This window comes from Gynuella sunshinyii YC6258 (genome assembly GCF_000940805.1).
Taxonomy (GTDB): Bacteria; Pseudomonadota; Gammaproteobacteria; order Pseudomonadales; family Natronospirillaceae; genus Gynuella; species Gynuella sunshinyii.
Genome location: NZ_CP007142.1, coordinates 5346515 through 5369949 on the forward strand (window position 1 = coordinate 5346515; position 23435 = coordinate 5369949).

Annotated in this window: 12 protein-coding genes and 1 CRISPR repeat array; of the genes, 6 read left to right on the forward strand and 6 right to left on the reverse strand. The window is 49.6% G+C overall.

Annotation, left to right across the window (positions count from 1 at the left end):
• The first annotated feature begins 40 nt into the window (after window positions 1-40).
• From chvE to YC6258_RS22415, 4 genes are all read left to right on the forward strand, one after another.
• Window positions 41-1102 carry a multiple monosaccharide ABC transporter substrate-binding protein gene (chvE, locus tag YC6258_RS22400; RefSeq protein WP_044618883.1) on the forward strand — a complete coding sequence of 354 codons (1062 nt, stop codon included), beginning with the start codon at window positions 41-43 and terminating at the stop codon, window positions 1100-1102.
• Window positions 1103-1482: 380 nt separating this feature from the next.
• The gene (locus YC6258_RS22405; protein ID WP_044618884.1) at window positions 1483-2043 is read left to right on the forward strand and encodes an HNH endonuclease; all 561 of its coding nucleotides are present in this window, start codon (window positions 1483-1485) and stop codon (window positions 2041-2043) included.
• 147 nt (window positions 2044-2190) lie between these two features.
• Complete coding sequence (locus tag YC6258_RS22410; protein ID WP_211264750.1) at window positions 2191-2652, forward strand: FKBP-type peptidyl-prolyl cis-trans isomerase; 462 nt, start codon at window positions 2191-2193, stop codon at window positions 2650-2652.
• Window positions 2653-2890: 238 nt separating this feature from the next.
• Entirely contained in the window at window positions 2891-3202 is a 312-nt protein-coding gene (locus YC6258_RS22415; protein ID WP_044620318.1) for a rhodanese-like domain-containing protein, read from the forward strand.
• Window positions 3203-3207: 5 nt separating this feature from the next.
• On the opposite strand, the gene YC6258_RS22420 is transcribed toward YC6258_RS22415, so the two are convergent.
• Window positions 3208-3843, reverse strand: coding sequence for a glutathione S-transferase family protein (locus YC6258_RS22420; protein WP_044618886.1), 636 nt, complete (start codon window positions 3841-3843; stop codon window positions 3208-3210).
• 471 nt (window positions 3844-4314) lie between these two features.
• On the opposite strand from YC6258_RS22420, the gene YC6258_RS22425 reads away from it, so the two are divergent.
• Window positions 4315-4911, forward strand: a complete 597-nt coding sequence (locus YC6258_RS22425) for a hypothetical protein (protein WP_044618887.1) — start codon at window positions 4315-4317, stop codon at window positions 4909-4911.
• 123 nt (window positions 4912-5034) lie between these two features.
• On the opposite strand, the gene YC6258_RS22430 is transcribed toward YC6258_RS22425, so the two are convergent.
• From YC6258_RS22430 to YC6258_RS22440, 3 genes are all read right to left on the reverse strand, one after another.
• Entirely contained in the window at window positions 5035-7245 is a 2211-nt protein-coding gene (locus YC6258_RS22430; protein WP_044618888.1) for a glycosyl hydrolase family 18 protein, read from the reverse strand.
• A gap of 718 nt (window positions 7246-7963) precedes the next feature.
• Window positions 7964-10285, reverse strand: a complete 2322-nt coding sequence (pbpC, locus tag YC6258_RS22435; protein WP_044618889.1) for a penicillin-binding protein 1C — start codon at window positions 10283-10285, stop codon at window positions 7964-7966.
• Window positions 10285-17826: an alpha-2-macroglobulin family protein gene (locus tag YC6258_RS22440; protein ID WP_044618890.1), complete on the reverse strand. Its 7542-nt coding sequence runs from the start codon at window positions 17824-17826 to the stop codon at window positions 10285-10287. Before YC6258_RS22440 ends, pbpC begins: the two co-directional genes overlap by 1 nt.
• 860 nt (window positions 17827-18686) lie before the next feature.
• Between YC6258_RS22440 and YC6258_RS22450 the strand changes: the two genes are divergently transcribed.
• Complete coding sequence (locus tag YC6258_RS22450; protein WP_044618892.1) at window positions 18687-18980, forward strand: hypothetical protein; 294 nt, start codon at window positions 18687-18689, stop codon at window positions 18978-18980.
• A gap of 224 nt (window positions 18981-19204) precedes the next feature.
• Window positions 19205-21515: a CRISPR direct-repeat array (repeat unit 28 nt; unit sequence TTTCTAAGCTGCCTGTGCGGCAGTGAAC).
• Window positions 21516-21829: 314 nt separating this feature from the next.
• On the opposite strand, the gene cas6f is transcribed toward YC6258_RS22450, so the two are convergent.
• Window positions 21830-22390 (reverse strand): type I-F CRISPR-associated endoribonuclease Cas6/Csy4, encoded by a 561-nt coding sequence (cas6f, locus tag YC6258_RS22455; RefSeq protein ID WP_044618893.1) that lies wholly within the window; start codon window positions 22388-22390, stop codon window positions 21830-21832.
• 8 nt (window positions 22391-22398) lie between these two features.
• Window positions 22399-23427, reverse strand: coding sequence for a type I-F CRISPR-associated protein Csy3 (gene csy3 / locus YC6258_RS22460; protein ID WP_044618894.1), 1029 nt, complete (start codon window positions 23425-23427; stop codon window positions 22399-22401).
• Window positions 23428-23435 lie beyond the last annotated feature (8 nt).

Sequence of the window (23435 nt, forward strand, 5' to 3'; positions counted from 1 at the left end):
ATGTCTACCAGAGCATTCTGGCCGGACTCAAGGAGAAAACATGAAATCTGTCTTGCTCCGATTCACCCATCTGATCTGTCTGCTCGCCCTGGTGTTTTCCACCTATGCTTCTGCCGCCGGAAAAGTCGGTATTGCTATGCCGGAGAAAACAATTGCCCGCTGGATTGCCGATGGCAACAACATGGTTGAACAATTCCATGCAGCCGGTTATGAAACCATACTGCAATATGCCAATGACGACCTGCCGACACAGCTGGCACAATTGGAAAACATGATTCTCAATGACGTCGATGTATTGATCATTGCCGCTATTGATGGCACGACTTTGTCCGGAGTTCTGGCTCAGGCTGCTGAAAGAAATATCAAAATCATTGCCTACGACCGCCTGATTCGTGGTTCTGCCAATGTCGACTATTACGCGACGTTTGACAACTTCCAGGTTGGCGTGATTCAGGGCAGTTATATTGAAAAATCACTCGGTTTGAAATCTGGTAAAGGCCCTTACAATATTGAGTTGTTTGGCGGTTCACCTGACGATAACAACGCCTACTTCTTCTACAATGGCGCCATGTCTGTGCTGCAGCCCTACATCGACAGCGGCAAACTGGTCGTTAAAAGCGGACAGATGGGAATGGATAAAGTTTCCACTCTGCGCTGGGACGGCGCAACCGCGCAATCACGTATGGATAACCTGCTCAGCGCCTACTACGCCGACGCCAGAGTTGATGCCGTACTGGCCCCCAACGACGGTCTGGCCATAGGCGTCATCTCCTCCCTGAAAGGGCTGGGTTATGGCACCAAAGGCACTCCCATGCCGGTCATAACCGGTCAGGACGCTGAAATTCAATCCATCAAAGCCATCATCTCCGGCGACCAGTCCTCCACGGTATTCAAAGATACCCGTGAACTGGCAAAAGTAACGGTTAGCATGGTGCAGGCACTGATGGAAAACGGCACACCACAGATTAACGATACCAAAACCTATGATAACGGTGTCAAAGTGGTACCGAGTTACCTGCTCAAACCCATCAGCGTGGATGCCAGCAACTGGAAATCTGTGCTGATCGACAGTGGTTATTACACCATGGATCAGATCAAGTAACCGAAATATTCAGTCGGGTGATAAAAGTTAGCTACCTATACATTTATCACCCGTTCTGAATCATCCCTGCTCAGCACAACATATCAAGCATCGAAACCCTCCTCCCGTATGCCCGATCAAGCGTTGCCATAACCGGTTTTTCAGCGGTGTCCATCATCAACAGCCATCACTGATTTTTGAAAAAAAACCGGGTTATCTGAAAAATATGAAAACCAATATTGACTCAGACAAACGTAAAGGTTATTTGTCGCAGATTAATAATTTGGCAACATAACTGTCTGATTATTAATATGAAAATATAAATACCCATATATCTGCGCCGAACAACGGCCAGGTACGGATGAGCATCAGCACTTGTTAACTTGCAAAAGGTCAGTGATATGAGCAACCGTATTCGGATATTAAGATTAAACAAAACCGGGCTGCCGCAGGAATGGATCACCCGGGAGGAAGCCGCAACCCTGTATGTTAAAGAGCAGGTGCTGTGGACACTGGGCAGTGAGCACCTGCGAATCAATGGCGGCCACAATCGCTCCGGCCAACGCTCATTTCTATTACTTGCCCCCATCATTGCCTGCGAAGGCGAAATCTCAAAGCACCACTTCGTACCCGCTCTCAGCAACCGTTTGTTATTCCGCCGTGACCACCACCGCTGCATGTATTGCGGCTTTCAATTCGATGACCGATCACTGACCCGGGACCACATTATTCCCAAAGTACAGGGTGGTCGAGATAACTGGACCAACGTAGTCGCAGCCTGCGTGCGCTGCAACAATCACAAAGGCGGACGCACCCCCGAACAGGCAGGCATGGGACTACTGGCCATTCCATTTGCACCGAACATATTTGAATTCATGTATCTCGCCAACCGCCAGATACGGGCAGACCAGATGGAATACCTGCAATCACGCTTCAGTGGTCAAAGAAGCTGGGCCGCCTGATCCAGCCATTAGCGATCACCTTTCCCGGCTGAGCGGGTCTGTCTTATCGGTGCCGGATTTGTTAGGCTTTGCGCCTGTTAACTGCGCGTTTGTCGTTTTTATCTTCATTCCCGCCCAAACCAACTGCCGCAATTTAAAGAGGACGGCATTATGATCGAAGACAATAAAGTTGTATCCATCCACTACTCCGTAACCGACGAAAATCAGCAAGTGATTGACAGCTCTGAAGGTAAAGACCCGTTAACTTACCTGCACGGTGCCGACAACATCATTCCCGGACTGGAAAAAGCGCTGGCCGGCAAACAGACCGGTGACTCCTTTTCAGCCGTTATTCCACCTGCTGAAGCGTATGGCGAATACAACGATGCCATGATCCAACAAGTGCCAATGAACGCATTTGAAGGTGTCGATAAAGTTGAACCTGGCATGGCATTCAACGCTGATGGTCCACAAGGCCCCATTCAAATCATCGTCACAGAAGTCAACGGTGATGAAGTCACCATCGATGGCAACCATCCTCTGGCAGGTAAAACCCTGTCGTTTGATGGCACTGTTGTGGAAGTACGCGACGCCACTGCAGAAGAAATCAGTCACGGTCACGTACACTGACACGCCGTTTTCCAGTGTCGGAATCCGTTCCGGCACTGGTTGCCCAACCCCTGTTCCCCTGTCACAAATCCGACAATTCCGCCACTCCCGGCCACCAACGCAGCAGGTATGACAATCACCTGATTTATTGGCTGACGCTAACTATTTGAAAAACCAGGATTTTCCCGAACACTGCAAGCAACCGGAATGGCAACATTATTGCCAGCTGAATGGCTTATACCGAATACAGGAATCAGCCATGCACCCGACCTTCAAAACCATGCCGGCCAGCGAACTGACCGACCACCTGACAGATCCAAACCTGCTGTTACTCGACTGCCGCAAAGCCAAAGATTACCAGGCCGGCCATATTGACGGCGCCATGAACTCCCATGACCGGCTGGTGGAATCATTGATTCGTAAAGGCGATAAATCCCGCAAGATCATCATCTATTGTTATCACGGTCACAGCAGTGAGCACCTGGCAGAGTTATTCAGCGGCTTCGGTTTTAGCAACGTCTACAGCGTTGAGGGAGGCTATGAAGCGTGGAGTCGCTGCACAGCCGTTTGAATGGATCAGTCGGCCCGTAACCCGACAGCATTGATCGGCATGGCCACAAAACCGGGCAATTGCTCAACCCGTTGCAACCACGCTCTGATCGCCTCGTAAGGCTCCAGCGAGATATTGCCTTCTGGCGCCTGAGCCACATAGGAATACATCGCCAGATCAGCGATATTGGCTGTCTCGCCGGTCAAAAAAGCCCGTGAATGCAACTCCGCTTCCATAAACGTCAGCAACCGTTCGGCTTCCATTTTTGCCGGAGTCAAGTCAACATCCTCGTTAAACAACACCATCTTCCGGGCCATTGATGGGCCATAGGCCAGCGGACCAGCCGCCAGAGACAACCAGTGCTGCACTTGCGCGGCACCCTTTGGATCACGCGGTAACCAGGTACCGTCATCATAACGACTGGCGAGGTATACCAGAATCGCATTGGAATCCACTTGTACGAACCCGGCATCATCGATCACCGGCACCTGCCCGTAAGGATTCAAGGCCAGAAATTCCGGCTGTTTGTGCTCACCTTTGGGCAGATTCACCAGAATCGGCTCATAAGGTAGATCCAGCATGGACAGCAACAACTCCACCCGATGACAATGACCGGATATGGGATGCTGATAGAACTTGATCGGTTGTTCAGGCTTAACCATAAAAACACTCCTTCGGTGACTCAATCAATTTATTAACCAGGCAATTAATTTGTCGGGTTAACGGAGATGCCGGAATGCATCAGCATGAACCCAAGATGCATGCGAGCCCTTTTACATCCAGTGATCTCACAAATCCCACCAGAACGTCTGCCAAACAACAGCAGACAACCCTATGCCTTTAAGGGAAAAACAGCCATATCAAGAGATGTGCGCTCAAGCGTAGCCCTGCTAACACTGTTTGAACAGTCCTGCTTACGGCGACCATGCTTAAATGACCACCATAACCAACAAGGTGGAGAGAACCAATCACTTTCCGTTACCACAGAGAAAAACGCATTCCCGGTCAGAATGATAACCTCCTGACATTACAATTCTAAACCGTTAAGCCAAGGACACCCCCCTGCAATCAGAAAAAATATCCCCATATCATCAGCGTCATACCCCATCCAGGTAAGCGCAGGAGATTTCATCATGAGCATTTCCCCCTCACAGGCTCCAGACTCCTCTCTCTCCTACTTGTTGCAACAACAGACTCAGCCAAAGAGCGATCAGAGCCTTGACAGCCAGTTACAAATACTGACCAAAGCCATCAATACCGGTGATCTCAACCGCGTTCAAAGCACCTACGAAAATCTCAAAACATCTCTCCCGGACAACGCCAGCAATGGTGATGATCCTGTCGGTCAGTTTCTTGCCGCAGTTGCAAACGGCCTGGAAAGCAGCGACCTCAGCAGCCTGCAAAATGCAGCAGACGCGTTTACCGTGACGCCACCAACGACATCCAGTAAACCTTCTGCATCGCCACTGCTGAGCGAAGATTCCGGTAGCGAACTCACCAATCTGCTGAAAGCACTGGAATCCAACAACACCGGGGACGCCCAGTCATCCTACGATTCTCTGGTGAACACACTTAATGAAAATGGAAGTAGTGAGAGCACGTCCCTGGCGGATGCACTGAGCCAGGTCGGTGACGCGCTCCAGAATGGCGATACCGCACTGGCCAGCTCGCGCCTGCAACAGACACTGCAGGATCTTTCGCCAGGCAGCCTGATCGTCGCCGAGGCATGATCAGAACGATCTCCCGTCAGCGCATCAATCAACGATGCGCTCTTGTCCGAAACAGCCAAACTATTAACCTGGGCAAAGGCCTCCCTGCATCACACGATTGACCCAACATAAATACTTACCAGGTTAATACTTCCACCAGGGAATATGACACCAGCGATTTGCCGCAGAACACAAATCAAAATAATCCAGCACCGCAGTCATCAATGCCTCGCGGGAATCACGCGAATAAACAGTCTCAAAGGGTACCGTCAGATACACCAGTCGACCTTCCCGACTGCCGTCTCCAAATATCCCCTGATACTGAACACAAACACCCTCTGCCACATCAGCATCGGCCGCCTCATCGCGCAGACACAAACTTGCACCGTCAACAGGACTGATCACATCAGCGGAATTCACATCATAGGTACCCTGCGAACCATCATCAAACGTCACACGATCATGCTGCTCAAACACACTGCCGGGAACCCCGGCAACGGCATACGAAGAAATACTGTCACGAACATACCCGGCTTTCAGAAAATCGTGATAAAAAGCCTGATCAGCCACACTCCCCTTGGCCTGTAAATCGAAACCGATATCAGAACCGGACACAAACAAATTACCGCCCATCTGCAGATAGTCCTTCACTGCACGCTGCTCCACGGCATTAAAACTATCGGTGCCGGTACTTTCGTTGGCGTTTATCCAGATAACGGCCTGGTAATCCTGCAAACTGATCCGCCCGCGTTCGACCGCATCATTCGTCGCCATATCAAAAGAAACATTACTCAGTTCAAGCGCATTGGCAAAATGACGCACAATCTTATCGGCAAAATCGTAACCCTTCACACGCTCCGCCCCATAAACCACCAACACTGGCGCACTGGCCAGGGAAGGGTTGGCTGCCAGAATCTCCGTTGGCTGACTTTCTCCATAACCATTCACCGCCGTTACTTTAAAGTAACCCACTTGATCCGGAACCACCCAGTGATAGCGATTTGAAGCTTGAGTAAAATAACTGCCTTCATCGAAATGCACGCCATCCAGACTGAAATACACCTTATATCCTTCTGCATCGTCATTCGCATCAACCATTATCTCCACCCCGGAATAAATGCTCCGCAAATAAAAATCAGCTGGAGACAAAGGCGGTAGTGACGTTCCAAACGCATCCTTCAAAGCCTGCTGCAGCTCTGGTCGCTGACCATCATAAGTCAATGCCCATACCGCGGTCCCCCGCAACCCCAGATTATTAATCAGGTCATATTTGAGTCCCAGACTCTGCTGATCATCAAACCATCCCTGATACCACTGTTGATCCAAATACTTATACCAGGGCGTCTGGGATTCACTGTCCCAAAGCCGGCCATACACCTCACTATTGGGGCGTGCAACATGGTACGGAATCGACGTTCCCGCAGCCTGTGTGGGTGACTCCAACTGATCATCCTCGGTGTTCCATTCATAACCAAAGAACGGCACACTTAAAATAAGTTTTTCCGTATTCGAAGAAGTCTTATTGAGATAATCCTCCACCGTTTTGGTCACATTGAGCGAACCCCAACGATCTCCTATTAACGGTGCCGATGGCCCGGCAGTTTTAGAGGTTCGCCAGTGAAAATCATATCCCTGCATAATCAACCCATCGGTCACCTGAGCCAGCGCCTCATAATCAAATATATGCCGCCAATCGACCGCAGGCGTAAACATCGTCACCGAAGAATCTTTGATCTGTTCATGAAACGCCTCACTCAGATCAGTCATAAACGACACCAGGTTCTCCTTCTGAAGATCAGCCGAAGGAATACCCTCAAAATCAATGCTGACCCCATCAGCATTGGCATCCTTCACGGCCGTCAGCAGATTATCGATCAACGTTTGACGATTTTCCGGCGACGCCAACAGACGGGTGATCTCATCACCATTGAACAGAATCACCGTCAACACCACCCTGACACCTTCACGATGCGCGCGATCAATCAACTCAAAAGCCGGCCAGTTACGAAGATCCACCAACGCACCACTGCCATCAATCTCTACCCCAAAGTACGCGATGGTTGTCAACAGGTCATAATTCAATCCTGCATAACTGTCATAAGCCCAATACGGCAAATAGCCGAATATTTCTTTATCACTGGTTCTGATTTTTGGAATCAGATCAACCGGCTTTTCTGTTTTTGTCTGAACCAATGATTCTGGTAAGAACTGCCGGGAGGATCCATCATCCCGATGAGCATCCCACTCCTGTTGATGAATACTCGGCGGTATTGCAACGACCTCGCCACTGGACTGTGCCATCAAAAAAGACGACAGCAATATCGTGATGCCCAAGAGCATATATTTGTGGTTCATAAAACCTCGCTTGTGATTGTAGTCATTGTTGTTTTTATAACTGACCGTAACGACTTAAGAGTTTTGGCAACACAACATTCTGCTCTCTTAGACCGTCGATTGACCTCAGCAAACACCGTAAAACATTTATACAAATGCTATACAACTCATGAATGTTCAACTGCGTCGACAACATCAGAAACGTCCTGAATAGACGGAAATTTATCGCTTATTCTGGAAAACAGAATATGACGCACAATATGGTGGGTATCACAAGAGGAGTCATCATACTTTAGTCACAGGAAAATCGGCATAAGTGTGATGTAAGGCTTAAAACATGAAAATACCGAAACCATGACATAAAAACGCTAAGCTAAGGGGCCTCAAAAAAATAGGAATAGTTTTGATGCAGGCGAAGAGGCACCGCTCGTAACACCGCAGTTTACTGGAATAAATGAGGATGTGAGAGGGTGCCGCCTTCGAACGGAGCTGACAACACCTAGCGCAAACAGACCATTTTTCAGGTTCTCTAAAAAAATTGTGGAAACGGACATGCTGATCACAGTCAGCATGAATCAATAAATCAGCTCACCAAATCGCCAGTATCTCAAACTGATATTTCAACCCAATCTTTGGCTTAATCAGCAAAAATGAAACTACTAACCCGGCAAGTATTGACTGGTTAATGGAGTGATGCAGGGATATACCGAAGTGTCGGGCCAGACCAATCTCGCCGGCCCTATTGCACTCCGACCAGTTGACGATAATCTCTGACCTCCAACGATACACTGTCTCGACCACCGATATCATCAACCACAGTTACAACATAGCCACCCGCTGCCAAACTGATGAACAAGGGTTCATAGGGCTGGTCCGAATCGGCAATCATTTTATCATTGAGATACCACTGAACCCGCTTGACCCGATTGGTGGTGGCAACCTGCAATTTGATCCTTTGGTCCTCATCATTCAATAAATCTGGCCGGCGAACATAAATTGCACCGGCAACAGGCGACTGGATGACTGGTGGAAAGTAGCGCTCCCCGGCCATATGTTGTACGTCATAACCCGGCACCTGGGTAACCGGTACACCATGATGATGGAAAAACGCCGCCAGCTCGGAAGGCCAGACATCTACAATCTGCTCACGCCCTTCCACAAATACTTTTTGCCGTACCTGACAAGTCGCCAGTGTGGCTGGTCCCTTTGCTGCCGGAATATATTGCTCATGAGTCTGATTTGGGCAGTACACGTTGCCGGGCAACCCACACAGATCACACACTTGACGTTCACCAATCCCTGAAGGCTTGGCAAACCAACGTGTAGGCTCATGGATCAGTGCCTGCATTAAATCAAAAAACAAAGGCGCAGCCGTAGTACTGCCAGAAAGTTGGGATGCCGATGAACCATCAAAATTGCCGACCCAGACACCGATGGTCAACTCCGGATGAAACCCCACACTCCAGGCATCCTGATTACCGTATGAGGTGCCGGTTTTCCAGGCCACGGTAGGCCTCGACGACGAATATTGCCAGGTCGATGGAAAGTCCGGTCGTTCTACATCAGTCAGAATATCGCTCACCAGCCAACTGGCTTCCGGGCTTAGCAATCGCACCGGAATATCCGCATCCCACGGTTGATCTGTTTCCAGACGGTAACGACGATATTCGCCATAGTTGGCCATTGATGCATAGAGATTGGTTAGTTCCAGCAGACTGACTTCAACGCCACCAAGCACCAACGGCAAACCATAATAGTCCGCCGGCTGATCCAGTGAGGAGATACCGCCCTGGCGTAACAGACCATGCAACTTATCGATACCCAACTGCTGACTTAAACGCACCGCCACCACGTTTAATGAGTCAATCAGCGCATCACGCACCGTCACCTGACCGCGAAAAATCTTGTCGTAATTACGTGGACTGTAACCGGCCACACTCAAAGGAATATCCTCAAGCATGGTTTTCTCAGCAATCAGGCCGGCATCCATAGCCAGTCCGTACAAAAAAGGTTTTAAGGTACTGCCCGGCGAACGCAAAGCGACCGCACCGTTATTGGCACCTTGATTGGCAATATCGAAATAATCAGCTGAGCCAACCATGGCTCGCACTTCATGGCTTGCCGTGTCCAGCACTACCACTGCAGCATTATGGATACCTTGATCATGCAGGCTGCCAACATATTGCTGAACGATATGCTCAGCGCGCAACTGCATGTTCAGATCAATGCTGGTGTGAAAATCCGTTGTCTGTGGATGTTGGCTTTTCAGATACCAGGCCAGATGGGGGATACGCGCAGGAAACACCAGTCGCTGTTTCGGCACCGGTTCAGCAATTGAGCGCTGATAGACAGCCTCATCAATCAATCCGGCAGTCAGCATTCTGGCCAGCAGTTCATCGCGCCGTTCTATGGCACGCAGCGGGTGACGATCCGGCCGATATTGATTCGGTGATTTCGGCAACGCCACCAACAAAGCAATCTGAGCCGCGCTGAGCTGCCGAGCCGGTTTGCCAAAATAACCGTAAGTAGCGGCATTCACGCCTTCGAGATTACCGCCATAAGGCGCAATGGACAGATAACTCTGAAGAATTTCGCGTTTGCTGTAACGCATTTCCAACTGAATGGCCCGGAACATTTCGATCAGTTTGGCTGATATGGTTCTTGGCCGTCGCTCCAGCATTCGCGCCAACTGCATGGTAATGGTACTGGCCCCTGATACCACCTGACCGGAAGTCACATTGGCCAGCATCGCCCGTGCAACAGCCAGTGGATTCACCCCCGGATGCCGGTAAAAGTACTGATCTTCCTGTAGCAGCAGAGTATCGATAAACAGTTGCGGTAATTCATCAACCTCCACCGACAACCGAAAATAATCGTCATCCGCAATGATCACCTGCAACAGCTCACCATGCCGGTCATAAAACCGATAGGCTTGTGGCGCGTGCAGTTTTGCCAGAGGTAGTGGCACCGTTACGAGCGCCACTGCCAACAGGGATGAACAGACGACCACAGCCAACACAAGGCCCAGCAATACTTTTCGATTCGGATAAAACCGCATCATCAACGCATCGGCAATATTTTCATGGTACCCGCACCAGACAACGAGTACTTACTTTCATCATACATGGCTTCAGCCCTGACCGAAGGCACAGCAAAGGCTCCCAAGGTCACCGCCCGGGTGGTGTAATAGTAGACGACTTCCTGATCGTTCAACGTCAGATAGAGATTCATACGATCATCACGAATATCGCTATAGTCAGGCCGTGCAGTGGATTTCAGCCAAGGAATATCGGCCGACGTACTGAGTCGGGCATTTTCGATCTCAAGTCCCATGGGCAGCAGATCCGTCACCGCCACATTACTGACCGGTCCACCCTTGGCTGACATGGTTAACTGGACAATGACCAGATCACCCTGACGCACCTGAGTTAAATCCACCCGTTCTTTTTTGGTGTTGAGATACTGCCGACGCACCTTCAGGCCGTGATCTTCATCACTCACAGCTTCGGCATTGGAAACGCCATCGGCCTGCCAAAAGTAGTTGGCTTCGGCATCACCAGTGGTATGAATACTCACGTCACCAGATAAAAGGTCAATGGTGGACAAATCAACACTGTGATTCTTCACCTGCTCCCCATTCGGCAAAGTGATAATCACATCACCACTTTGAGTTCTAACACTCCTGGTCACACTTTTGCCCAGTGCCATCAACGCCATGGCATTGTCCTGAGTGGAACCCCAGCGACCATGACGACGCAAAGACGAGAGCTTATCGATAATCAGAGGTATCACTTCTGCTTGCGGATCGACTTCTATCAGAGCGTCCAGCAATATCGCCAAATCGCGAGTACTGGATGCAAACGTGCCGGAGGTTTCACGATAGGGGTCATCGTACTCATGAATGCTGGTGATGTTCTCCAGCAACGACTGCGCCTGCTGGTCCCGGCCGGCCAGTTTGAATGCAGCAGCCAGTCGGGCACGGTCATGAAGTTTCAATTGTCGCTGCTGGTATTGCAGCAAGGCATTCATTTCCGCCACCATCGGCTGGTCGGAAAGCGCCATGACATATAACGCATATACCTGATGGCTCAGATTGTAGTCACCCTGATAACCGGCATTACCGTTAAAGCGATTCAATACATCTTCACGCAACCGGTATTGCAGGTTGGACCACACAGTTTCATTAATATCCATCCCTTTATGACGAGCCTCTGCCAGGAAGTGAGCGGCATAAAGGAAGGCATAATTATTGACCTCATCAGAACCTCCCCAATAAGAGAAATAGCCGTTATCCAACTGCATACGCTCAATGGACGTTATACCCTGGCGCAGATAATAACGTGGCGTCGAAGTGCGGAAATCGTAGAAATCGGCACTCTTGGCAAATTCCTCAAAATACAGCAGCGGAAATAACTTCGAGGTGGTCTGTTCCAGACAACCATGGGGGTAGTTCAACAGATATTTCAAACTGCCAGCAAACTCCAGCAGCCCCGCAGGTGCGACCCGTAACGCCTGGACTTCGGTGCCGGGCTTAAATACTTTGGGGATTTGAATGGTCTTCGGTGTTGCCGCATCGACTATGCCAGCATCACTGAGACTGACATAATTACCGGACGAACGCACCGGCACATCAATGCGTTTGATGGTTTGCTCATTCAACCCCTGGGCAGTCAGCGTAAAATGGGCAATGCCGAGCCGGTCTTTGACATTGAAGGAAAAACTGCCCCGACTTTCACCACCAGCAGCCAGAGTCATGTTCTGGCGTTCATTACCCAGCAACTCAACATGATCACTGGCCTGTACAGAAACAGTCACCTCACCTGCTTGAGCGGTACTGTTAAACACCGTAAATGGCAGCTCAAAGTGATCACCATTGGCCATAAACCTTGGCAGCGAAGGTTTAAGTACCAGATCATCACGGACAGTAACCGTCGTCTCCGCAGAGTTGAAACGCTGGTCACCAAAACTCACCAACATCAGCCGCAAGCTGCCATCGAACTCCGGCACATCAAACGTGACCGAAGCTTTACCATCTTCACCAAATTTCTGTAAGCCAGACCATAGTGCCACGCTTTTCACCCGCGCAGCAGCATCGGGGTTTTCGCGTTTTTTCTTGATCAGTGCCCGTGCTGGCGCACTGCCAGAAGGAGAGATGGTCACTAAAGTGTCCGGATTGTAGGGCATCAACCATGGATAGACACTGAAATGCGCAACATCCAATCGCTGCTTACGATTAAACGCCGATTTCATGTTCGGCGTCTTGAATTGGGTCAGATCGAGGATGCCTTCGTCCACGGCTGCCAGAGTGAAATACATATCACCGCGATCCAACCGGTCAACCGAAACCTGTACCGTCAGCTTACCATTGGGCGCAACTTTGGCCGGTGCCGTTATCTGCACTGACGGCGTCTGGCCCGGATCACGGACATTGACATTTATAATTCCGGTGGCATACACCGGCAGTTCCCGACTACCGTTGGACGCCGGCTGTACCACAATAGCACTGAGATAGAAGTTCGGAGTCTGCGCAGCACTGATTGGCAGACTGACAGTCGTGGTATTACTGTCCATGGCAATGGCCTGACTCCAGATCACATCATCACGCTCAGCAATCAACAACAGCTGACCGGCAAACGGAGCCTGCACATCCACCATCAGGTTTTCACCCACTATGGCGGTGTCCTGTCGCGCTTTCATCAGTACGGCTTCAGGTGCTTCCACAATGCTGACCCGATCTCGCGGACCCACCACATTAAAATAGAAACGAGTCACCTGCCCGCCATTCAAATCAGTCACCTGCAGGTAGTGCTCACCGGAATACTCCGTCAGATAATCAAAACGGTTGTCGCGGGTATTATGACTGAGCAACGGTACATCCACTTTTTCCGTCACATAGCGATAATAGCCTCGCTCGTTTTTGCGGAAGTGAGTGATCTTCCGTTTACGGAACACCTCATACTTGAACGACTGCCGGGATGGATCGATCCGGGTGCCATCTACGGTTACATTGACAGCCTCGAACTTGACGGTATCACCCAGCTCGATGGTGTTATTGGCCAGGCGTCTCACCCCCACATACTGCTCAAACAGATGTACCGGAATCTGAGCATATTGCGCCACTCCACGACCACTATCATCAATCACCGTCGCGCTGTAATGCAGATTCAGTCCAATCGGCGAATCAATGCCTTCCGGCACAGAATATTCATACTCATAGTGGCCATTTTCATCAAGCCGGGTTTCAAGCAGATCACTGTCCAGCTGTTGGAAACGACGGTCATCGTGACCAAATTTATAATCATCATAACCTTTTGGTTTGAAATAAGCCGGGCGTAAACTGACATGACCCGTAACCTTGCGGCCAGCCGCCGGAGGGCCAAACAGGTTATTCGACTGCACTGCAAATATGAACGTCTGACCAGGCGTTGCCGCCACAACAGCCGTACTGAGCGCAACTTTGATCTTGTTGGGAATAAATTCCTCCACCTGGAAATCAAGACTGCCGATACTTCTCTCACGCCATAGAAGTTCAGCTTTCCATTTTCCGGTTTTGGCATCGTCCGGAATGTTGTAATCCAGAGAAACAACACCGGTGATATCAGTGCTGTAACGTTCTCTGAAGCGCTCAGCACCCGTTGGATCACGCAATAATAAAGTCAGATTATTGCTGCCCGGCAAACGACCTTCCTGATCACGTACAACCCCCACCAAATGCATCACATCACCGGGTCGGTAAACCCCTCGCTCACCGTAGAGGTAAGCCTGCAACAAAGACGCATCATGAGTGCTGTACACTCCGGAAGCATCGAAACCATTAAAGTTCTCGGCCTGGGTCTTCATATCCAGAAACGACATATCACTACCGCGAGTGGCCATGATCAGATGAGTGTTGCGCGGGTCACTGTTTCGCAAGCGGACAAACCCGGCACTATCTGTAACACCTTTGGTGACTGTCTGGTTCCAATAATCCACCAGCTCAACGGTAACACCCGCCATTGGCAAAGCATCGCTCAATGACATGGCCCAGGTATAGATATAGTCATCAGTGCGCCGTGCAATCAGACCGATATCAGATGACAGGAACCAGCGACCTTGATGACTGTTATGACCTCGCAGGTGAATACGATACAAACCTTTAGGATTATTCTGAAAGAAACCAGACAGATCCACAGCCGTGGTTAACTCAACATTACGGGTGTCCTGCTTATGAAGCTTTTGCGTATCATATTGACCGTGAAACACCTGTTTGCCCGACGTCAGCAATGACCCCTCATTACTCAATCCACTGTTTAAAAACTGCCGTACATTGCTGGGATAGATCTGGTCAATACTGATATCAAAGTAGTCCGTATTCGCCGTCAGAACAGTAATATTATGAGTATCGTATTTAGACAGAATATTACCTTTCAATGCGAACTCGACTTTACGCTGCAGATTGGAAGTACGTTGACTGATGCTGATTTCTTCATTGGTCAACGCACCATCAGCCGCTAACAGCCCTCGTTGAATACTAAAGCGATACTGCCGGTCGGGTTGAAAATCCGCCTCGATCAGGTATTGAAATCCCCGGCTGGAAGCACGCTTTGAATCCACCGATATGTTATAGGTCAGGTTCTTTAAACGATCGGTATCCTGTACGGTGAGAAACGTCTGTAACTTCTCTGGTTCCACCGGCGCACTCAACTCAAGATGAGCGCTGAAATGTCGTCCCTCCAGTGAATAACTCAACCGTTTGATCGTGACGAACCTGGGTTGCTCCTGGGCAAAATCGCTACGAAAATCCGCATACATAGTGGCATTGCCATCCAATGCAGGAATGCCTTTCTCAAGCTGATAATAAACCTGCCGGTCTTTACTCGGGCGGTCGATAAACTCACTGACCACACGGAAATGCCGCACCCGGTCTTTGGGCTCTTCAGTGGTCACATGATAAATCAGTGGCGTTTCCACGTTCTTTCCGTCAACGATATTGTTGGTCCATAACGTGAAGCGTTTTTCCACTTCCTCAAAACGGGTCCATTCAGAGAGTTCAATATCGATCAAAAAGCGCTGCTTCAGCGGGTTCTGTTCATCAAACTCAAACAACGCCGCAGATTGCCTGACTCGCTGGTAGGGGGAATGAAAAGAACTCTGCTGTGGTCTCGGCTTCGCATCCTCATCGAGATCATGCCAGGTAAATTGATCGCCACTGATATGCTCAGGCGCGATGGTCAACGTGTAATCGGTCGATGGTGCCAGCGGGCCATCCGGTTTGAAGACCAGCTTGTTATCGGCGAGCCAGTACCAATCACCTTCCAATGGCGGCGAAATCTGAACCAGATGACTGTGATCCACTGCTCCGATGGCAATATTGGCCGGTCTGATCTGTTTATTGAATACCACATCAATCGTGGTATTACGGCTACTCTGCCCCTGCGGCGTGATCGACTCAACCGCCACAATGTTCTGCCCGGTGTTGAATATAGTGTAGTTTTTCTGATGCCACTGGCTGTCTGGCCGGGGTAACAGCGAAGGAGCGAGAGTAAAGGGAATCTCGGCGCTGGACGGCCAATAGGGATCTGGAATCAGCTCCAGACTTTTCGCGGACTTCCACTCAAACTCATAATCCCGTGTCATCTTCCACTGAATGGGCAAACGTGCTTCATCCAGCTCACTGGCACGATAACGCCGACCAATTTTCACCCCTGGTGACAAAGCTTTATTGAAGTTCAACAACAAAGGCTGATCCGGTAGATACTTCGCCTGAGTGGAGAACTGAATCTCGTCTTTGGCCACCTGAAAAACGGCTTTGGACGATCCCTCGGCATAATGTTGTTCATGAAAATACAACAAGGCATCGCTCAGCTGGATCTGATACCCGGTTTCCGGCTTCCAGCCCTGGCGGGGAGTAAACTTGAGCAAATAATCCGATAACCAGATGAACTCACCATGGATGGCTGGCGTAATCTGAACACCTTCAGCCGTACTGTCGGCATCATGGTGTTTGCCAAACGGTCGATTAAACTCAATCCACACCGACTGTTCCGCCGCAAGTGTATCCTTAAGCTGGTACTGGCTTTTATTGCCAAAGAAAGCGGAGCCGCTCGGCTCGGTTTGCGGTATCTGATAAAAGTGAGGATTAATCACATTTTCAGCCGTGGTAAAGCTGAACTCCGTCGTACCGGTCCATTGAAAACGATCATCCGGATTGAAGTCCGGGTGGATGGCCATTTTATATTCTGTCAACTGTGACCACGGTTCACTGGGTTCAATCACCAGCTTGCTGGTACTGGCCCAGTAATACTGTCCTTTAATCGCCGGTGTCACCAAAACCGGCGGTTTCGACTGCGACATGGATGTACGGACACCCAACACCTGTTCATCCACCAGACCACGTGAGAACTGCACTTCCAGTACCGCCTCAGGATCTACATGATCGCCACGAAGACTGATATTGGCGATAGACTGGGTTCGTGGTTTGACAAAAAACTCTATGCGATTCAATGAACGATTGTCGGTCCAGTTGCGATCTGATTCCTGATTCACCTCTGGCAGAAACTCAATCGCTACCTTTTCCCGAATCGGCCAGCCGTTTTTGCCCGGAGTAAAACGTACGGTTCTGGCATTCAGCCAGCGCCAACTACCCTCAACCTCGGGCGTCATCAAAACCGGCATCACGTTACTGGCTTTATCTTTATTCAGATCAAGCACACCCACCATATTGCCGGAAAATTCAAAGGTTACCGGGGTATTCCATTCCACCTGATGATCGATCGACACATCATTCACATACACATCGTTGGCAGAGGTCGACAAGGCAATTCCGGTATCGCCCTGCCACTGTTGATAATCTGGATTGATGAGTTTTTCCGGTAACACCGTAAACTGATAAGTAGTATCGAAACGCGGCCGCTGGTTGGTGAAATTGAAGGTTAAAGTATGATTATCAGACCACTGATAATAACCATCCGGTAACGGCGATAACTCAATGAACGGCACATCCCGTGGTGTCAGTTTCACACGTTTGCGATACTGTCCGGCCACCTCACCATTAAACACAATGGCAATCTGATTATTCAGCACCTCCGGTGCGTGCTGTTTCGATGCGGTAGGTAACAAATCATTCAAACTGACCTGTTCATAGGGCGTCGTAAAGTCAATGAACACAGGCAGCTGCGTCAATCCAGGCCAGTAAAACAGGTGAGCGTCAGACTTGGCACCAAGCCTCACCAACCGTAACTGACGGTTATACGGGGTTGGCCGCTGAAAGCGGATGGTTTCCACCATACCACTCTTATCCAGACTCGATGAAAAAGCACCGGCTACCAGCGGACCACTGCTCTCGAACAACTCTGCGGCGTCGACAGCGAAAAGGGGCTGACCGACAGGAAAGCGATACTTGAGCACAATCTCGCCCCCATTTGGATTAACCGCATCAGTCGCACTGATCGACACCAACGCCTGGGCATGTTGATATTGATATACCAGCCAGGACCCAAAGATCAGTAATGCCAGGGTCAGAGAAATCCACACCCATTTACGCTGATAAAAATGCGTCTGCGGATGTTCGGATAATGTTTCGGATTGTTGTTGTTCAGGTGATGTATCGGGTTTGTCAGGCACAGTCAGTCTCCAACTTGACATCAATGACCTCAGCAACTCAGCGAATTACCTGGTCAGCTCATTCGGGTTCCGGAAATGGTGCGAAGGGATATATGCACGTTCCGTGTGTCATAGCGTGACGACCACAGCCATCACAGCAAGTATTGCTCCATCAGTACAGGTTGCCAAACATGGCCGCAAAGGCAGCTACTGATAACAGCGATTGTAAAGGTTAGCACTATAACCTATAAATCATTTGTGAATACACATTCAAATCAACGTTGTTATCCGGGATTTCAAATGCCAGACAGGCTGGTGATTCGCTGAGAAGAATCACTCTGGAACCGAATACCCCAATACAGACTTGATCACTTGAAAAGCCAGCGATCAGATCAATCACTTTTCGGCCTGGCCATATGACCATTCCACCACCAACAACGTGAACCATGCAGCCCTGATTGACCGGCAGAAATAACCGTAATAAGTCTTTATCAGAACGATCATTGCTACAGCACGGCCCACCCGCTATTTATCAGTGAGTGAATATCGTAAAAGTCTATTTTTTTGATACCTCACCACCCACACCTTAAGGGACTTTACTCACCGCAAACTTCGGGTTACTGTTGCGCCGCGCTGGCAAAAAACCAGCGCCGGGATTAGCACCCTGAAAACTCTTCACGGCGGTACATCAAGGCGCATCGCGTCTTTTTTTTGTACTGGTGCTTACGCACGCCTGTCTGTTTTGGCAGGCCGGGCGGGCCAGCTTCGGCTGGGCCGCTTTCCGTGAAGAGCGGTAGTGCTAACCCGTTTCGGCCTGCCCCCAGTTTCGCTTAGCACCGAACTGAGGGGCATTGTTTTCTACAATGTTCACGGAAAATTTCATGTCATCTATACAATTATCCGAAGCCCAAACGAAAGAACTGCTGTGTCATCGCTGCCTGAGCGTACGTGACGAACACGGACAAATCCATCACCTGCCGGATTTCAGAGCCTTTGGTCTGGCCCACACCCGCCGCGACGCCTGCAGCCAGGTCAGCGCCATACTCACATTCATGCAAGCCCAGTTCGGCCTCTACGACCACCCCTCCTTCAACGGCATGGACGAAGAAGCCCTCATCGGCCAAACCCTCATCCTCAGCCTGTGCCGATCACTGCTCGCACTGCCGGAAAGTTAACCCCATAAACAAAAAAGCCCGGAATAAATCCGGGCTTTATACAAAGCATTGAGGTTTATCAACATACCGCTGAAACAACCTGACAATCCAACAGAACAACCGTGAGTTTTTTTGGATCATAATTATTAGCATGGCAACACAAAAACCAATTATGAACCAGACAACTTCCTGACTGTTTGCGGGGAAGTGAACGTCTAACAAAACCTGAACGCAAGTTTCTACTTTTTTTATGCTGCCTGTGCGGCAGTGAACTTACTTTCAGGAAAAGCGCTCAACCCTTGGCATTTCTAAGCTGCCTGTGCGGCAGTGAACGAAACTCGCAACAGTCCTCATGTCACATGCATTTTCTAAGCTGCCTGTGCGGCAGTGAACGTGCGTGTGACTCAACAGATAATCAAGCTGATTTTCTAAGCTGCCTGTGCGGCAGTGAACCTGACTTAGCTGAAGCTACTGCACTTGAAGCGTTTCTAAGCTGCCTGTGCGGCAGTGAACATATGGCAGATACCCGTTGCTGTCGAGTTCGATTTCTAAGCTGCCTGTGCGGCAGTGAACGCGACTAACGCCGAAATACGGGATGCTTTCGCTTTCTAAGCTGCCTGTGCGGCAGTGAACATTGTTGGAATGTGTTCGAACCCTGACCACAATTTCTAAGCTGCCTGTGCGGCAGTGAACTCCAAAAGAGTTGATTGCAAAGCCGCCGGAATTTTCTAAGCTGCCTGTGCGGCAGTGAACCTTTAATTCAAGCATTACCCTGGTTCCATCAATTTCTAAGCTGCCTGTGCGGCAGTGAACGGTGATCTGAGCGAGTATGTTGATTACTGCATTTTCTAAGCTGCCTGTGCGGCAGTGAACGCGTGACATGAGAACAAAGGGCACCCCGATGCGTTTCTAAGCTGCCTGTGCGGCAGTGAACTCAAGCAACACAGCGCGACCAGCGCCGGTTATTTTCTAAGCTGCCTGTGCGGCAGTGAACCTGTTGCGCGTAGCCGCTGCTGATCACTGCCTTTTCTAAGCTGCCTGTGCGGCAGTGAACGCATCTGGGTGGGACTTACAACCTCGACCCGATTTCTAAGCTGCCTGTGCGGCAGTGAACCTGTTGAGATCAGCTCCCTGTGCGACCCCTCATTTCTAAGCTGCCTGTGCGGCAGTGAACAAACTGTTCGAGCCCGATTACGTTCGACAGAACTTTCTAAGCTGCCTGTGCGGCAGTGAACGGTTCGCATCGTCCAAGGTCATTGATGCCGGGTTTCTAAGCTGCCTGTGCGGCAGTGAACGGGTTCAGTCCGCCAACAATCTCTCTCAAGACTTTCTAAGCTGCCTGTGCGGCAGTGAACGTTACAGATTTCGTGGGTGACCCGAACACCCATTTCTAAGCTGCCTGTGCGGCAGTGAACGTATACGACCAATCCGAAGAGCTCTGTCTAGATTTCTAAGCTGCCTGTGCGGCAGTGAACACGTATCGTAGAAAGATCGCGCGTGAGCGAGGTTTTCTAAGCTGCCTGTGCGGCAGTGAACTCGAGCAGGTATTGCGCCAGCTCGAACGCTTCTTTCTAAGCTGCCTGTGCGGCAGTGAACCATCGCTCCGCCCGATACGGTGAAGTTGATCCTTTCTAAGCTGCCTGTGCGGCAGTGAACGTTTATCAAACTGTTCGAGCCAGACTATGTCCTTTCTAAGCTGCCTGTGCGGCAGTGAACCACTCCTCCGCCGAAACCGAGTGGCGCAGAGGTTTCTAAGCTGCCTGTGCGGCAGTGAACTGAGCAGTCCATCATTTGTGGGAGGTGTTACATTTCTAAGCTGCCTGTGCGGCAGTGAACGTATGCTTCTGCGCCGGGGTACACTTCGCCCCTTTCTAAGCTGCCTGTGCGGCAGTGAACCTAGCCGAAGCCGACCTCGGCGTTATCCTTGATTTCTAAGCTGCCTGTGCGGCAGTGAACGTTGCGTGATGAGATTTGATAACATCTACTCATTTCTAAGCTGCCTGTGCGGCAGTGAACAAAATCTTCCCGCTTTGTCAAATGATCCTTCTTTTCTAAGCTGCCTGTGCGGCAGTGAACTCCAAAACTTTTTCCATTGTCATTTCTCATTTTTTCTAAGCTGCCTGTGCGGCAGTGAACTTCCAAGCGTTATGGACCCGGTCTCGCAAATATTTCTAAGCTGCCTGTGCGGCAGTGAACAGTGGGTCACAAGGCTATATTCGAAGTCAGAATTTCTAAGCTGCCTGTGCGGCAGTGAACTGGGTATTGACACACTTAAACAGCTTTATGACTTTCTAAGCTGCCTGTGCGGCAGTGAACACGGCCAGGCTATAGGAAAAATCTCAATTACCTTTCTAAGCTGCCTGTGCGGCAGTGAACTGCTTGTTAATAACTTTAAAAATCTACCAACGTTTCTAAGCTGCCTGTGCGGCAGTGAACGTCGCCAGTGTGTTACTGATGATGGTGCAACATTTCTAAGCTGCCTGTGCGGCAGTGAACCAGGTGATGGTCCAGGGGATGGGTCCGATGACTTTCTAAGCTGCCTGTGCGGCAGTGAACTGAAGTATAAACTTCAAAAAACCAATTACAACAACCACTTAGGCAACATTTGGGGTTTTAACCAATGTTTTTTAGCGGTTTTGTAAGTTGTTGATTTTCAAGCAGTTTTTTAAGGAGCCAAAAAGATTGGTATTTTCATCCAATTCCGGGCTTTATGGTATTGCAGTTTTGGGGTGGTTGCCATCGTTAATATGGCTGTTTTTGTGTGGTGTTTTTGGAACAAAAAAAAGCAGACATAGGTGGTGCCATGTCTGCTTTTTAATAGGCTGTCTTGTTTCAATCAGCTATTTTTAATGGGTGTTTCAGGTTGTATGTTAACTATCTGTAAACCACGGGATGGTGGCGGTCTGGCTCAGGCCATAACTTGAAAACACGCCATTGACTGGCTGCTCTATCAGGGGGCCATGTTCAACAAATACTCTCATCATTGATTTGCTGGACATGCTTTGAAATTGAGCATAGGGCAACTTTAACAGCGTTGACGATTCTTCCGGATATTTCTGCCAGGCGTCTTCAACGGTTTTCCAACCCTTAGTGATCAGACGTTTTCTTTTATTGTGAGCACTTTTGGCCTGCCTGCGTCTGACGACCCGATGTTTGCATCCAGAGGGTACTGGCAAAGTAGCTGTCACTTCTGTGTAGTCCCGTAATCCCTGCAACCAGTTTTCAGTTAGCAAATTATCCAGATCACCGGCGCTTCCGTGTACTCTCATGACAGCACCAAGGCTTTTTGCAAATTCTGGAAAACTTAATCCTGTTCGCCCTTGCCCCGCTTTCATGATAATACGATGCAATTTTGCATAGACAGCATTCATCAAGATGGTTTCTTTAAATTCCGGGTCTGGCAACACACGAATATCAAAATAGTAGTCCATAACCCCACCTATTTATCGCTGTCTCCGAACACACCACCACGAATCAACATGGCCATCACAAAGTGTTGTTGGTCTTCTTCGGGCTCCTGATCTTTAAGCACCCATTTGTCCAGCAGGTTATAAAAATCCATTTTTTCTTTTGGCTGACGATACGCTCTGCCTCGACTGGTGACAGAACCATAGGGCTCTACGGCAATAGGCCCGAGATCGTTTCCTTGTGGGTACCATGTATCAATGGTACGCAGTGCATTACCTATTTTTTGAGAGTGCATGGCGGCTGTATTGTTCACACAATACAAGGATTTACTTTTGTTACTTTCGCCTGCGGTATCCAGTACCAGTTCCTGAGACGGAAAAACTTCCTGTGCATTACCAATACGCACGTAAGCATCCACTTCCAGTAAAGAGAAGCTGTTGCCCAGCAAACCAGCCTGAATCACCTCGGCCAGTTTTTGTATTTCCTGATCTTCTTTGGTGAAGTTTCTCAGATCGTAATCATAGGCATTAAACGTCCAGGTGTATGCTGCCTGTTGTTTAACAATGTGTCTGACGACGATGGTAATGACTTCTGCACCAATGCGGTTTCGCCATAAGAAGCGGCCATTGGCAATATTGCTCGCATAGCGTTTGGCCAGTTCTTTAAACTGGTACTTGTCGATATATCCATGGATGATGGTTTCCAGTTTGTCCTGATAAGCCGGGCTGTTACATACTGATGGCACTGCCAGTTCGCCCAGCACTCGCAGGGTAAAATTGACTTTCAGGGTATCGGCATTTTCCGGCAGGGATGCTGTATCAACTCTTTGCAGATTGGCTTTCTGGATTTCGGCATCCAGCTTTGTCTCATCGCTGGCAATGGCATTTTTTAGCCGATTGGAAATGACCCCACGGACATCTTTGGTATCTACTTTAACGGGAACCCAGGTTGTATTTTCGAGATTTTCAGACCAGGTACCCGCATACATGAAAGCATCGGAGTTTGCCAGTTTACGTTCAAAAGCCAGTACGGTTGCAGTGGTCAGTTTTTCTGCTGCCATGATTTGTT

Excerpts from the sequence above, each read along its gene's own strand:
- chvE (WP_044618883.1), top strand. The coding sequence starts at position 41 with ATGAAATCTGTCTTGCTCCGATTCACCCATCTGATCTGTCTGCTCGCC.
- YC6258_RS22405 (WP_044618884.1), top strand. The coding sequence starts at position 1,483 with ATGAGCAACCGTATTCGGATATTAAGATTAAACAAAACCGGGCTGCCG.
- YC6258_RS22415 (WP_044620318.1), top strand. The coding sequence starts at position 2,891 with ATGCACCCGACCTTCAAAACCATGCCGGCCAGCGAACTGACCGACCAC.
- YC6258_RS22420 (WP_044618886.1), bottom strand. The coding sequence starts at position 3,843 with ATGGTTAAGCCTGAACAACCGATCAAGTTCTATCAGCATCCCATATCC.
- YC6258_RS22425 (WP_044618887.1), top strand. The coding sequence starts at position 4,315 with ATGAGCATTTCCCCCTCACAGGCTCCAGACTCCTCTCTCTCCTACTTG.
- YC6258_RS22430 (WP_044618888.1), bottom strand. The coding sequence starts at position 7,245 with ATGAACCACAAATATATGCTCTTGGGCATCACGATATTGCTGTCGTCT.
- pbpC (WP_044618889.1), bottom strand. The coding sequence starts at position 10,285 with ATGATGCGGTTTTATCCGAATCGAAAAGTATTGCTGGGCCTTGTGTTG.
- YC6258_RS22450 (WP_044618892.1), top strand. The coding sequence starts at position 18,687 with ATGTCATCTATACAATTATCCGAAGCCCAAACGAAAGAACTGCTGTGT.
- cas6f (WP_044618893.1), bottom strand. The coding sequence starts at position 22,390 with ATGGACTACTATTTTGATATTCGTGTGTTGCCAGACCCGGAATTTAAA.
- csy3 (WP_044618894.1), bottom strand. The coding sequence starts at position 23,427 with ATGGCAGCAGAAAAACTGACCACTGCAACCGTACTGGCTTTTGAACGT.